This is a genomic window from Pseudomonas alkylphenolica (assembly GCF_004025535.1).
GTDB lineage: Bacteria > Pseudomonadota > Gammaproteobacteria > Pseudomonadales > Pseudomonadaceae > Aquipseudomonas > Aquipseudomonas alkylphenolica_A.
The window spans coordinates 1-12,521 of sequence record NZ_QJRG01000050.1 but is presented as its reverse complement, the minus strand read 5'-3'; the positions used below and the strand labels follow the sequence as shown (position 1 = coordinate 12,521).

Genomic DNA, 12,521 nt, shown 5'->3' with positions numbered 1-12,521 from the left:
GACCGTTCCAATGCACTGTCAAACCATCGTTCTGGGCGCCGGCATCGTCGGTGTCAGTACGGCGCTTCACCTGCAGGCCCGCGGCCGCAAGGTCATCCTCATCGACCGTGATGAACCGGGCAGCGGCACCAGCCATGGCAACGCCGGCCTGATCGAGCGCTCCAGCGTAATCCCCTATGCCTTCCCCCGCGAGCTGTCGAGCCTGCTGCGTTACGGGCTCAATCGCCAGTCCGATGTACGCTACAGCCCCGTTCACCTGCCCAAGGTTGCCCCGTGGCTGTTCAAGTACTGGCAGAATTCCTCGCCTGCCGGCCTGAGTGTCGCGACCCGCGCCATGCTGCCGTTGGTAGAGCGCTGCGTCGAAGAACACGATGCCCTGATCGATGCCGCCGGGCTGGGCGAGCTGATCAAGGCCAATGGCTGGATCGAGGTGTTTCGCAACGACTCGGCGTTCAGCAAGGCCCAGGCCGACGCCCACGCGCTCAAGCCTTACGGCCTTAGCTACGATATCCTCGACCGCCAGCAAGTGCATGCGCGTGAGGGCAACCTCAGCGACAACGTGGTCGGCGGCATTCACTGGCTCGACCCCAAGACTGTCACCAACCCCGGCGGCCTGACCCGCGGCTACGCGGCACTGTTCGTCAAACGCGGCGGCCAGTTCATTCACGGTGACGCGCGCACCCTGCGCCGGATCGACAGCGAGTGGCAGGTAGACAGCCGCCAGGGCCCGGTCACCGCTGCCGAGGTGGTGATTGCCCTTGGCCCACAGGCCGGCGACGTGTTCAAACCGCTGGGTTACCGGATCCCGCTGGAGATCAAGCGCGGCTATCACATGCACTACCAGAGCAGCGCCGGTGCCGAACTCAAACACTCGATCTGCGATGCCCAGGGCGGCTACGTGCTGGCCCCCATGGCGCAGGGCATCCGCCTGACCACCGGGATTGAGTTCGCCGCCAGCGGCGATGCCGTCAACGAGATCCAGCTCAAGCGCTGCGAAGCCTTGGCGCGCAAGATCTTCCCACTGGGCCAGCGCCTCGATGCCAAGCCCTGGCTGGGTCGCCGCCCGTGCCTGCCGGACATGCGCCCGGTGATCGGCCCGGCTGCGCAGCACAAGGGCCTGTGGTTCAACTTCGGCCATGCCCACCACGGTCTCACCCTGGGGCCGGTCAGTGGCCGCCTGCTGGCGGAAATGATGACCGGCGAAACACCCTTTACCGACCCTGCGCCCTACAGCGCTGCACGCTTCAATTGATAGCGGGAGAATAACAACATGACCGCCTCACTGAGCCTTGCTACCCCTGCTACTGTTGCGCAGCCTGACGCGCGCAAGGTTGTGATCAACATCGAGGGCCTGAACAAGCACTACGGTGCTTACCACGTATTACGCGATATCAACCTGAACGTGCGCGAAGGTGAACGCATCGTACTGTGCGGGCCCTCGGGCTCGGGCAAGTCCACCCTGATCCGCTGCATCAACCGGTTGGAAATCGCCGAAAAGGGCCATATCCGCGTCAACGACACCGACCTTGCGCAAACCACCCGTCAGGCGGGCGAAGTACGCAGCGAGATCGGCATGGTGTTCCAGCACTTCAACCTGTTCCCGCACATGAGCGTGCTGGACAACTGCACCCTGGCACCGATGAGCGTGCGCGGCCTGTCGCGCAAGGAAGCCGAAGAGCGGGCCCGGTTTTATCTGAACAAAGTGGGCATTGAGAGCCAGGCCAGCAAATACCCCAGCCAGCTGTCTGGTGGCCAGCAACAACGGGTGGCGATTGCCCGTGCGCTGTGCATGAAGCCGAAAATCATGCTGTTTGACGAACCGACCTCGGCGCTGGACCCGGAAATGGTCGCTGAAGTGCTCGACGTGCTGGTGAAACTTGCCGATACCGGCATGACCATGCTGTGCGTCACCCATGAAATGGGCTTTGCCCGTCAGGTGGCCGAACGGGTGCTGTTTCTCGACGGTGGCCAGATCATCGAAGATGCTCACCCCGAGGCGTTCTTCAACAACCCGCAAACGGCTCGGGCCAAGGGCTTTCTTGCGCAGATCCTGCACTGAGATTGTCGGCGTTGGCTGCCGGCGACGCGCTTCACCCGCTCCCACCGGTGTGGGAGCGGATTTACCGGGACACCGGACCGCCGTTATGGACTGCGCAGCAGGTCCGGTTTTTTTCGCGGATAAATCCGCTCCTACGCGGACAGTAATTCCCCCACACACCAACGCCACGGGTCATTGCTGCAAAATGCCGTTGAGCGACTCCAGCACTTCAGCGGTAATCAGCTGCAGGCGGTAACTGTAGATCCCATAGCCCACCGCCATGACGAGTACGGAAATCACCAACGGGCTCCACCACGGCCATTGCCGTTTCATCCGAAAGTTGCGTGGAGCGACGTTGCTGTAAGGGTCGCAGACCCCCTCCGGCATGGGGCCGCGAAGTTCACGGATGATCCCGTGAAGTTGCTGGATCAGGCCATTCAAGGTTTCTTGACCCTTCGGCGCGATGGCGTACTTACCCTTCAGGCCAAGACACAGCACCAAGTACATGAACTCCAGTACGTCCTGATAACGCTGAGGTTCCTGCATCAGGCGGGAGAGCACGGTGAAGAACTTTTCCCCACCACGGGTTTCGTCGTGGAAGATGCTCAGCAAGGGTTTCTGGCTCCAGCAACTGCTCTTGCCCCAAGGCCTTTCCATGGCAGCTTCGTCAATGTAAAGGCACAGGCCATACGAGAACGCCAGCAACTGCGCGGGCTCATAGCCGTGCTGGTGCAGTTCTTCGCGAATGTTGGAGATTTGATTGTGTACTTGCTGGTGCACTTCCTTGATGTTGGGCAATGCATCCAGGGTGCGCAGGCGCATGACCAGGCCGAACAGGGGCATGGCGGCATCCACCATCAGGTTTGCGTAGCCGCCCCGCAGCTGGAAGTCCGGGTCAGCGAGATAACCCTCAAAAACAGGCTCAGCAGATTCCTTTTCGGGTTCGGCAGCCTGTGTGGGTTGTCCATCTTCGCTGTCCGTGTCGGTCAACGCGTCCATATACTTTTCGGCTTTTTCCTGGCTTGCTTTGCTTGAAATAGTCAAATGCATACTCCTCGCTGGCTTAAATGCAACGATACAAGTTGATTTAATACTTTCAGAATCATGGCCTGCACACAGCAATTGAAATAGCTCGAGTACAGGAAAAGTGCGTGGCTCTGTAACCTCGCGCCTTATAACAGCGTCAATTACGACTACCTCGCATTCATGGCAGTTAAATGCAAAACGCTAAACCAGTCGACCCTTGCACTCTTACCGAGATACCTACACATAGCTTCTACCAGATAAGATCTTCGGAAATGCATAACTAGAGCACTAGTTGTCAATATGCGTAAAAACCTCCCAACCACCCTCACTAAAGCGAAGCAATTTGTCAGATGCAAGCGCCCAAATCACACCATCTATTGACTCCACACCCGTTACCTCCTTGGCCTCTATATTGACTTTTGCCAATACATTCCGGCTTAACGTATAAACCCCATCGCTAGCACCGATATAGTAAGTATCATTAAATAAAGCGACTGAGTAAAAATCAACATCCACGGCATGCCCGCCAAGCACTCTAAAGCCAGCGCTTGCATTTCCATACAAAATAGTGGCTCGAGCACCTACAACCAAAACGTCACCCCTATGGACATTTATGGCATGTAGGTCAGCAACTGTTTGTTTTGGCAGAACACTCCAAGCCGAACCATTTTGATGCGCGATGAATCCATTTGCTCCAACAGTATAAATATCGTTTTGCACACCATTGATATCAAACAGACTAATGGTAGTTTCTATTAGCTGCGAAACTTGCTCCATGAAATCACCAGGCGCACCTGGTGTAATTGTAATTTCATCTTGCAACAACCCCTCATCAAAATGCACCCAGCCTTCAGGAGTTCTTTTGTAAACCTGCCCCCTGTGGCCACAAACATAAAGGGTGTCAAAAATGAATGAAATCTTGTTTACATAACCATACAGCTTGCTGCTTTTTGATACGCCTGCATCCGCTATTTTTTCATAAGTTGTTATGTCCCGACCAAAGCACTCTACGTCTCCTTCTTCACTGAGAGCATAAACTTTTCGCGTACTGACCGGCTGACCTGGTGGAAATGCCGTCGATATGACATTCCAACCAGGAAGGTCATGATAAAACCATTTGCCTGGAGTCTTATCTTGGTAGAAATACATTCTTGAATACGAATCCGTTTCAGAGGAATGGACAAATGCGCAAGACATGTAGTACATATCTGTACTTATTGCGCATCCGATATTAAACTGTACGCGTGCAATTTCATTCGTGCTCATAGAGCTCTCCTTGGCAATCTGAAGTGGTTATGAGTTCAACCGCTCTTATTCGGATCCCCGCCCTTGGCCTCTTGTGTCATTTCCTGGCTAAGATCAAGTACTTGAGGGGTTGAATGATTTTCTATCGCTCGGCACAGGGTGCCGATACTTCTGCGCAGAGCGTAGGATCGAATAACTCGACCTGCCCTTAACATGCTAGACACTCAGACATTGTCTGGATGCTCAATAAAATCCCATTGATCATTGTGAAGCCGCAACATAAATTTATCTGCCGCCACCCACAGCGTATCGTTGAACACATCAATGGACTGGACACTATAAGAACCAGGAGCCGCAACAGCGGTTACACAGGGAGCTAATTTATTACTTGCCACCTCGAACAGTCCGACGCTTGAACCTATGTATATTTTTTCGCCACAGGCTCGAATTGACCAAAAATTAATGCCAGCTCTACCCGTTGGCAACCTGGAAAATCCGGACTTGTGGTTACCTTTGAGTATCGTTCCGTTGTGACCACATATGAAAACCAACTCATCAGAAACACAATGAATATCATGAAGATGCTGCACTGTTCCGCTTTTAATAATTCTCCAAATCGCGCCATCCCAATGCCAGATCCTCCCATTGCTTCCGCATGTATAGATACTGTTCTCTGCTAACCCGTCAATACCGTGAAGCATCGTATAGTCGCGAAGCTTTTCTGTCGCAACATTCAAGCCTATATTTTTTGCGTTGGGTGATGGCCCGATGCTATTGATTGCAGTGATTACCTCAGAAATCTGCTGCGAGGCCAACCTTTGAATGTCATCACTTATAGAGACCCACCCATCCTCTGTACTCTTATAGACTTGATTACCGCTCCCGCAAACGTAGGCATGCCCTGCAATATATTTTATGCCAGTTAATTCTCCTGGGTAGCTTGTGCGGCTCACCGTGTGAAAAATGTCTTCTGTGATAGTGCTGTTGCTGTTGAATATTTCTACCAAACCTTTACTTGACAAGGAATAACACGCTCGCTCCGACCTATCGCTTTTACCTCGCAGGCACGTTGCAATGATGGTGGAATCATAAATATCATGATAAAACCAGTAGGGCGTTACTTCTGTATTGAGAACAAATATGCGAGTGTGCTCCAGATCTTCTTCCAGCTCATCCAAGAACGAAGGAACATAGAACATTTTGTCGCTTATGGCGCATCCGCTTCCAAATGTAACTTTTGCCTTCATGACTATACCTTTTCAGGCGTTCCGGCCCGAGCAAACATACGCGACCTGCTTTTCCAACTAGCAAAGGTAAACAAGTTAACTCATGAGTCTTGCTATCACGGCATCCGGAAAAGGGAGGGTTGGCGGCGCATATTGACGAAGAATGTGCAAATGAGGATCTATCTTGAGGCGGCGGAGATTCTCTATCTCAGCTTTTCCGCCAACCACTAATGCCGGCTCAAAGCCGTACATTTCGTCAGGCGCAAGAGGTCCATAAGTCTTCACTGCTCGATCAAATAGCAGCCTTCCGCTGCTGTCCGCGCAATCGAAGCCTTCAGGCTTGCGAGACCCAAAAAACGACTGAATTGAAGGGCTTTGGTCGTGTAACAGTCGAGATTTCAGTTTGTTTTTAAGCGCAAGAATTTCGTTGTGAAGGCAGGAAACAGTGAGACTTCTACCCGTTTTCTCGCCACATAAGAAAAGGTCACCAAAGGCGCTGCGAGCTATCACGTTAAAGCTGTCAAAGGTACAAAACGGTGTTCCCTCCAGCCAAGCATCCTTGATGTCCTCATACCCATCTGGATTCACAGTCCAAACACGGCCACTCGCATATCCTGCCCAGCCTTCCTCGCGCCAGTAGTCCAGTAAAATCGGAGGGAGCCTATTGACCCAGCGGGAGATGCTGGCGTGTGGTACAGGTGAGCGATATATGGCTTCACCAAATTTCTCAATAAAGTAGGCGAAATGGGGGTCTATCATTGTCACTCTCCTTTCTTACCCAGTGGCGAAACTCACCCGTTGGGTAAGCCTGAGGATCTATTCTGGTTATAATTTTTCACCCTTGGCATCCGAAGTCCAATGGGAAGTTAACCTAGACACGCCTCCAACCATAATCACGAAGAAATATGGAACTGTTCAAGATTAAACTTACGAACCACCTCATCGAGGAGAGTCGTTTCTGGCTCCGTAAGCTGGAGTGGAAGCTTGGACAACGGGTGTTGCATCAGAGGGTGTTCGAAGGCGGTGGGATTTTTCAGGCTGTGCCATTCTCGAGTCCTCAAAAGTGTGAGTACCTCATAAGGAAATAGCATGCGATCCTCGTAATCAAACTCAAAAATCTCGTCATGCATCGGCGTCGCAGCATTGAAAAGATGGAAGTCGGCCATTTGTGACACTAAAGCGTCCAGCAAACTTTGATCTGGTGTGTCCCACTGCTCCAATACCTGCTCATATGGAGAAGGTGTTTCGGGACGAGCGTATTGGAAAACATCAATTTTACGATTTACGCTTTTTGCATATAGCTGCAATATAAACCAGAAGTGGTGAAATAGCTTTCCCGACTGCCTGTGTTTTAAGTCTAGCAGTGCGGTATCCAATCCGTTGAGTATTATGTCGAACCTAGCCTTGAACTCGACTGGCCAGTTAGCAATTGCAGCCAATGAAAGTGCTAGCGCTGCTGTCGATGGGACGATCGGACTGTTACTGCCGCCTGTAACAAATGCGCTTTCGAATTTCAGCATATACCCATAGTAAGTTGAAGCGAGGGACAATTCGCTAAATTCATGAATTGAATTTAACGCCATTTGTTCGTACATTGCCAAATGCCATGTAGCCAAGTGCTCTGAATGAACCCCAAGAGCATCTGAAGACTCCATATCGTTGATATAGTCCTTTAGGCCCTCGGTCGGATCTTCCAGATATAGCTCTCTGGGTGTTTCTGAGATCACCCATTTGGCCATCCACCTCTTAACCCTCCTATCAATTCGGCTTACCTCTTTTTTTGCGCCCACTGACCAATCCTTATTAGTAAACCCAACCAATGAACAACTTCACGAAAACGAACCATCACAGCAACTATCAATGCGATTTAAACCCAATTAAACCAAACAATAGAATTTTAACGAGAGCGCCCGACTTATTCTTTTATAATTAAATCTCAAGACATAAATCAGGCAGGTTTACGCACAGGATAAATGACAAGGCCATCGTATCGATACCTAACAGTAAAGTTACCGCCACAAACTGCCGTGTAACGGCATCAACGTAAATGGGTAATGGCACTAACGTGACATGGCCGTTACATCTGAAGGCTGGGGCGGTGAGCCACGGCTTCTGTGGTTCCTAGGGAACCTGACCTAGACTCGACCCCGCTCATATCAGCAGTTCTGCGTTTACTACTTGCTTGTAGCAGACGGAAACTAGGTGTTAATATCAGTCTATTTCTGCAGATTCACCGAGATATTTTAGTATCCAGGCCTCACGACGTTCAACATTTAGCCCGAAGTCAGAGATATCCTCATACCCTAGATCAAGAGACATTTCAAAGCTTTTGGTAAGATGAAAAGTTGCAGTTGTCCATGCTGCGTTAGTGTCTTTTTTATATATCTGCCAAAGCACTCGAAGACTCTCTTCAAGCTCTTCGTTCACCCCACCTATGTAACCATAGGTTCCTTGAGGCTTTTTGTAAAAAACACCAATACTCCAAACATCTTCAATCATTTCTGTTCGCACCCAAGCCTCTTCAAAGTCATCAGGAACAGCATCCAATAGACTCTGACCGATCTCGGTGTAAACTTCTTCTTGCGTTGGGAGCTTATGTTGCATGATCATCCACCTTGGCTACCCGCCATATTTGTTTGCATAAGTTACTGAATCTTTTTCCACACCATCAATCCACTGCCTAATGGTTATCTTGTCAGGCCTTAGGGAATCCTTAGTATACCTAGGGTTGATTTCTATGCGTACATCTTTGTTGTTTTTTAATGCTTTTTCCCAAGAATTTTCAAGCTTTCTATACGCACTATTATTAAAATTTCCATTTTGAGCAAAATGGTTCATTTCATCAGTCGGCCCGTCAAATCTTCGCCCCACATAATGGCCTCCCTGGTCATCTGGAAGGCGATCTTTCCCACCGGCATTTTTCTGGGCACTTTGGTTCCTGGTTTTTGACTTGTTAAGCTTCAAGCTACCTTCAACTTTTGTTACTCGCCCGTGATGGTCAAGCTGGTATGTGTACCCGTTTCTTGTATGTGTTGTATTTCTAGATCGTATTTTAGCGCCGTCTTGCGTTTTAGGTGCTGAGAGCTGCTCTGCGGTACGCTTTTCTGGTATTTTTCTCGCAATCCGTTCCGACACAGCCTTTTCGGCTTGCTTGCTCCCATCTCTTGCCGCTTTATCTGTCGCCTCACTTATCGTCCGTTGTACTGTCTCTGAGCCAAGTCGGTTGGCGCTTTTACCCACCAACACTCCGCCCTTCAGCGCGTCTCCGGCAAACGGGATTACCGCTGCTGCGGAGAGTCCAGCATTGACCGCATCACCTTCTACGGCATATATCCCGGCATTTATCAGGTCGGGAATAGCCCCAAGCCCAGGTACAAAGCCAAGAACATCCAAGCCCCCATGCACCCACGGACCTTTCTCGGCCCACCAATCTTCCTCGGGTTCAGCTTCAGGTTTAAGTCGTGGGTTCGCCTGCGCCGCAGGAACAGCCGCCGGCGCCGCCTCCCCCACCACCCGCCCCAACGTATTCCCCGATTTGAACGAACTGAACGGGGGCAAGCTGGCCTGCTCTTTGATCAGCAACCGTTGGCGCATGTTTTCGTAGGCTTGTTCCTCCAAAGCCCGCGATACATGCCACGCGTTACCTTGTGGATCAGTACCAAAGGCATCGACCTGCACCGTGCCGTCGGCATTGGCTTGCAGCATCAACTCTTCGATTTTTTCCAGCGCCTGCGGGTCTGGCCGCACCTTCACGCTTATCGCCTGCACTTCAATGCGGGCCAGTTCGATTACCGATTCACTCATCGGCCATCAGCTCCCGTTCATCCAGAACAGGTCGTTGTGGCGAACAACCAACTTTTTTTCCGCGCGTACTGTGCTGCTTTTGTCCTTTGGGTAGCACTTGCCGCCCACGGTATTGCTTTTGATGCCCTTGGCAGCACCGGCCTGGTCACCGTCGGTCTTGGGCGCCAGGCTTTTGTCGAACACCACCACCGGTTTGCCATTGACCCGGACGGACCTGGCCACGCCGGTCGCCGCGCTCAGCTCGGCAGTGACGGGATAAGGCACCGGCGGCATGGCGCCGCCCATGGGCGTCTTGCAGACATCCGGGACGATGCTGACGACCTTCCATTTGTCTTGATTGCGCGCGATGACGTTATCGGCCATGTCAGAGCGCCTCCTGTCGCGTTAGCAGCGGAGCCGCCGGGTCGGTCTCGAAACGCGCTTCGAGCACCCGAACCGGGTCGGCACTGGCCAGGCTGACGCGATGGGTCAATGACAGGGTCATCGCATCGGTGTCGATCAGCAGGGTGTCGGTGAGCAGCGGCAGCGGCAGCATTACGCCGTTGTGCAGGCGCATCAGCACAAAGGGGCGATGACCGGGGAGCTCTACGCATACCTGGCCGTTATGGCTGAACGCCGGGTCGGTGAGGTTGAACAGTTCAATGCGCAGATCCGCTTGCGCAAAGGCGATCTGCTGATCCGCGGGCGCGCCGTTCCAGTAGCCGAAATCGAAGTCTGTGGGCAGTCCCGGCCAGCGTTCCGCTTGCCAAGCCACATCGTAGGTACCCGCCAGCGCCAGGCGTGGTGCCCACATGCGTGCGAGAGCACCGAAGCCGACCGGCTGATAGCGGTAGCTGGCAGCCAGCTCGGCCATCTGAGCCGAAGTGATATCGCCATCCGCTTGCCGGGTGATATCCAGATGCGTGATCGGCTGCCCTATAGGCTCGATCTGTGGGGCAGGCAGTCGCTCGACCGGGGTATCCAGCGACCAGGCCAGTTGTTCATGGCGCTTCTCGATCCAGCCCCGACCCAGCGGGTTGCAGTAGCACACCTGATTGAGCAAACAGGGTTCGGCCGCTTCATGCGGATAGCGTGGGTTGAGCAGGACACTGGCGCCGCCAAAGGCATACTCCCAGCGCAGAGGCACACGGATGGCCGGTTCTGCCTCGGTCAGACGCCAACCGCTGAGCAGCCGATGCGCAAACCAGCGTGGTCCGTTAAAGCGCAAGCGTTTATCCAGCAGTACGTCGCGGGTGGGTGCGGTCGCACGACGCTGCTCGGCCTCGCGCAACGCATCACGCCATTGGTAGAGCTGCTGCTCGGTGAGCGGCTCGCCGGGTTGCCACGGTTTGGGTGTTTCGACCTTAATCACCCGCGGCGCAAGCGCTACGCTCAGGCGAATACCGGCCACCCAGGTCTGCGCGGGGATGGCGCCCGGGGCATGTGCATGGCCGTTGACGATGACATCGCAGCGCGGTATGAACGGCACCAGGTCGCTTTCCTCACGGACGCTGCTCTGGCCCTCCTCGCCCCAATAGCGATCGCTCGTGCATAGCGGCACGGGCTCGTCATCCATTACCTGGGCACTGAAATGACCAGGCCGATCGGCAATCGGCAACAGCCGATAACCCACCTTCATGACGATTACAGGGTGCTCGGCATCCTGTTTGTCGAGCGCACTGAAGCACAACGCATCAAACGGCGTCAGGTTGCGAAACTCCATTCAGGGCTGACCCCTCAGTTGATATCGACGTCCTTGCCGTTGATTTGCACAGGCCCTGTCGCACTCAGGTCGAGGGTGCTGCCGTTGATCAGTACGCTGCCGTCGGACTTCATCACCAAGCTGGACTTGCCCACGGTGAGGGTGAATTCATCGCCTGCGGTAACGTGGAAGTGCTTGCCGACCACTACCGACTTGTTGATACCGACTTGCTCGCTTTGACTCAGGCCAACGCTGGTGTTCATGGCTGCACCAACACTGGTCTGGTAGCCCGCACCGATGGTCAGGGCCTTGGCCAGACCGATGGTTTCCGTCTTGGCCAGGATGACGGTTTCGGTTTTGTTGGCACCGATGGTGACGCTGCGGTTCTCTCCAATACGGATGGTCTCGTTCTTGCCGACGTCTTCACTGCGGTGGTCGCCGATGGAGAGGGTTTCGTTGTGCTCGACCCGTTCGCTGCGGTCATTGCCAACGCGCGTGGTTTCGTCGTGCTTGACGACATTGTTCTGGTCTCTCTCGGCATGGATGAACACTTCCTGGCGGCCCAGCTCATCCTCAAAGCGCAGCTCGTTGAAGCCATCGCCCTTGTGGGTCTGGCTCTTGATGGTCATGCGCGTCTTGTGTTCGGGCAGGTCGTAGGGCGGCAGCTGGTTACCGCAGTAGGTGCGCCCGGTGATCATCGGCTGGTCGGGGTCGGCGTTGACGTACTGGATGATCACGTCCTGGCCGATGCGCGGGATCGCCATGGAACCCCAGCTGCCCCCGGCCCAGCCTTGCGACACCCGCACCCAGCACGAGCTGAATTCGTTATCGCGGCTTTCGCGGTCCCAGGGGAAGCTGACCTTGACCCGGCCCCACTGGTCGCAATAGATCTCCTCGCCCGGCGGGCCGACCACCGTGGCCATGTGCGGGCCATCGACGTGCGGTTTCGGCAGCGGCTCGGGCCGCCACTCGGTCAGACCGGGGACCACCACGGCAGTCTGCGAATAGTGCGTGCCCTGTTGGGCGTCTGCCGCCTCTTCCTGCAGGCTGGCGAACTGGGTGCCGGTGTGGGAAACGCGGATCACCCGCCAGTGCACGTTGAAGGTCTCGCGCGGATGCTCGGTGAGGCTGAAGCTCAGGCCGGGCTGCAGGCGTACGTCGTCGCCTTCGACTTCGGCAAGGCGTGCATCGTGGCGCAGGCCCATCGCGCGCGTATGGATGAGGGGTTTGGCGACGGCTTCGCGTTTGTAACGGCCGGGGTAGTCGAAACGTTCGTAGTCATTGGCCAGGTGCTGTATGTGATCGGGCAGGCCGACCTGCTCCAGGCGATAGGCCGGGTGAGTGAAGGTGTAGTCGCGCTGCACCTGGCGCGTTGAGCGCACCTGTTCGCGGTAGCTGAAGCGGCGCAGGCACGGTTCGGCTTGATCGCCGCCGCCGCTGGCGTGGTACAGCACGGTGTCGGGAAATGCTTCCTGGCTGTCTTCCTGCTCATCCTTGATGC

At 54.3% G+C, this 12,521-nt stretch carries 12 protein-coding genes; 2 read left to right on the top strand and 10 right to left on the bottom strand.

The window, feature by feature from the left end; genetic code table 11:
* The first annotated feature begins 10 nt into the window (after positions 1–10).
* A complete protein-coding gene (locus DM813_RS26970) occupies positions 11–1,252 on the top strand; it encodes an NAD(P)/FAD-dependent oxidoreductase (protein ID WP_128326458.1) in 1,242 nt (413 codons plus the stop codon).
* A gap of 18 nt (positions 1,253–1,270) precedes the next feature.
* Complete coding sequence (locus tag DM813_RS26965) at positions 1,271–2,059, top strand: amino acid ABC transporter ATP-binding protein (RefSeq protein WP_128326457.1); 789 nt, start codon at positions 1,271–1,273, stop codon at positions 2,057–2,059.
* A gap of 171 nt (positions 2,060–2,230) precedes the next feature.
* Here DM813_RS26965 and icmH read toward each other — a convergent pair whose 3' ends face one another.
* The 10 genes from icmH to DM813_RS26915 form a co-directional block, all read right to left on the bottom strand.
* A complete protein-coding gene (icmH, locus tag DM813_RS26960; protein ID WP_128326696.1) occupies positions 2,231–3,037 on the bottom strand; it encodes a type IVB secretion system protein IcmH/DotU in 807 nt (268 codons plus the stop codon).
* A gap of 315 nt (positions 3,038–3,352) precedes the next feature.
* Positions 3,353–4,330: a hypothetical protein gene (locus DM813_RS26955; RefSeq protein ID WP_128326456.1), complete on the bottom strand. Its 978-nt coding sequence runs from the start codon at positions 4,328–4,330 to the stop codon at positions 3,353–3,355.
* A gap of 203 nt (positions 4,331–4,533) precedes the next feature.
* Entirely contained in the window at positions 4,534–5,556 is a 1,023-nt protein-coding gene (locus tag DM813_RS26950) for a hypothetical protein (protein ID WP_128326455.1), read from the bottom strand.
* Between the two features lie 75 nt (positions 5,557–5,631).
* Positions 5,632–6,294 carry a GAD-like domain-containing protein gene (locus DM813_RS26945; protein ID WP_128326454.1) on the bottom strand — a complete coding sequence of 221 codons (663 nt, stop codon included), beginning with the start codon at positions 6,292–6,294 and terminating at the stop codon, positions 5,632–5,634.
* Between the two features lie 134 nt (positions 6,295–6,428).
* Positions 6,429–7,274, bottom strand: coding sequence for a hypothetical protein (locus tag DM813_RS26940; RefSeq protein ID WP_128326453.1), 846 nt, complete (start codon positions 7,272–7,274; stop codon positions 6,429–6,431).
* A gap of 472 nt (positions 7,275–7,746) precedes the next feature.
* Positions 7,747–8,139: an immunity protein YezG family protein gene (locus tag DM813_RS26935; protein WP_164897304.1), complete on the bottom strand. Its 393-nt coding sequence runs from the start codon at positions 8,137–8,139 to the stop codon at positions 7,747–7,749.
* Positions 8,140–8,154: 15 nt separating this feature from the next.
* Positions 8,155–9,339, bottom strand: a complete 1,185-nt coding sequence (locus DM813_RS26930; RefSeq protein ID WP_128326451.1) for a DNA/RNA non-specific endonuclease — start codon at positions 9,337–9,339, stop codon at positions 8,155–8,157.
* Positions 9,340–9,345: 6 nt separating this feature from the next.
* On the bottom strand, positions 9,346–9,702 hold the full coding sequence (locus DM813_RS26925; protein WP_128326450.1) for a DUF4150 domain-containing protein: 357 nt from the start codon (positions 9,700–9,702) through the stop codon (positions 9,346–9,348).
* 1 nt (position 9,703) lies between these two features.
* Positions 9,704–11,041: a DUF2169 family type VI secretion system accessory protein gene (locus tag DM813_RS26920; protein WP_128326449.1), complete on the bottom strand. Its 1,338-nt coding sequence runs from the start codon at positions 11,039–11,041 to the stop codon at positions 9,704–9,706.
* Between the two features lie 14 nt (positions 11,042–11,055).
* On the bottom strand, positions 11,056–12,521 hold a 1,466-nt coding region (locus DM813_RS26915; RefSeq protein ID WP_128326448.1), incomplete at its 5' end, for a type VI secretion system Vgr family protein.

Coding starts and splice junctions, on each gene's coding strand:
- DM813_RS26970 (WP_128326458.1), top strand. CDS start 11: ATGCACTGTCAAACCATCGTTCTGGGCGCCGGCATCGTCGGTGTCAGT.
- DM813_RS26965 (WP_128326457.1), top strand. CDS start 1,271: ATGACCGCCTCACTGAGCCTTGCTACCCCTGCTACTGTTGCGCAGCCT.
- icmH (WP_128326696.1), bottom strand. CDS start 3,037: ATGGACGCGTTGACCGACACGGACAGCGAAGATGGACAACCCACACAG.
- DM813_RS26955 (WP_128326456.1), bottom strand. CDS start 4,330: ATGAGCACGAATGAAATTGCACGCGTACAGTTTAATATCGGATGCGCA.
- DM813_RS26950 (WP_128326455.1), bottom strand. CDS start 5,556: ATGAAGGCAAAAGTTACATTTGGAAGCGGATGCGCCATAAGCGACAAA.
- DM813_RS26945 (WP_128326454.1), bottom strand. CDS start 6,294: ATGATAGACCCCCATTTCGCCTACTTTATTGAGAAATTTGGTGAAGCC.
- DM813_RS26940 (WP_128326453.1), bottom strand. CDS start 7,274: ATGGCCAAATGGGTGATCTCAGAAACACCCAGAGAGCTATATCTGGAA.
- DM813_RS26935 (WP_164897304.1), bottom strand. CDS start 8,139: ATGCAACATAAGCTCCCAACGCAAGAAGAAGTTTACACCGAGATCGGT.
- DM813_RS26930 (WP_128326451.1), bottom strand. CDS start 9,339: ATGAGTGAATCGGTAATCGAACTGGCCCGCATTGAAGTGCAGGCGATA.
- DM813_RS26925 (WP_128326450.1), bottom strand. CDS start 9,702: ATGGCCGATAACGTCATCGCGCGCAATCAAGACAAATGGAAGGTCGTC.
- DM813_RS26920 (WP_128326449.1), bottom strand. CDS start 11,041: ATGGAGTTTCGCAACCTGACGCCGTTTGATGCGTTGTGCTTCAGTGCG.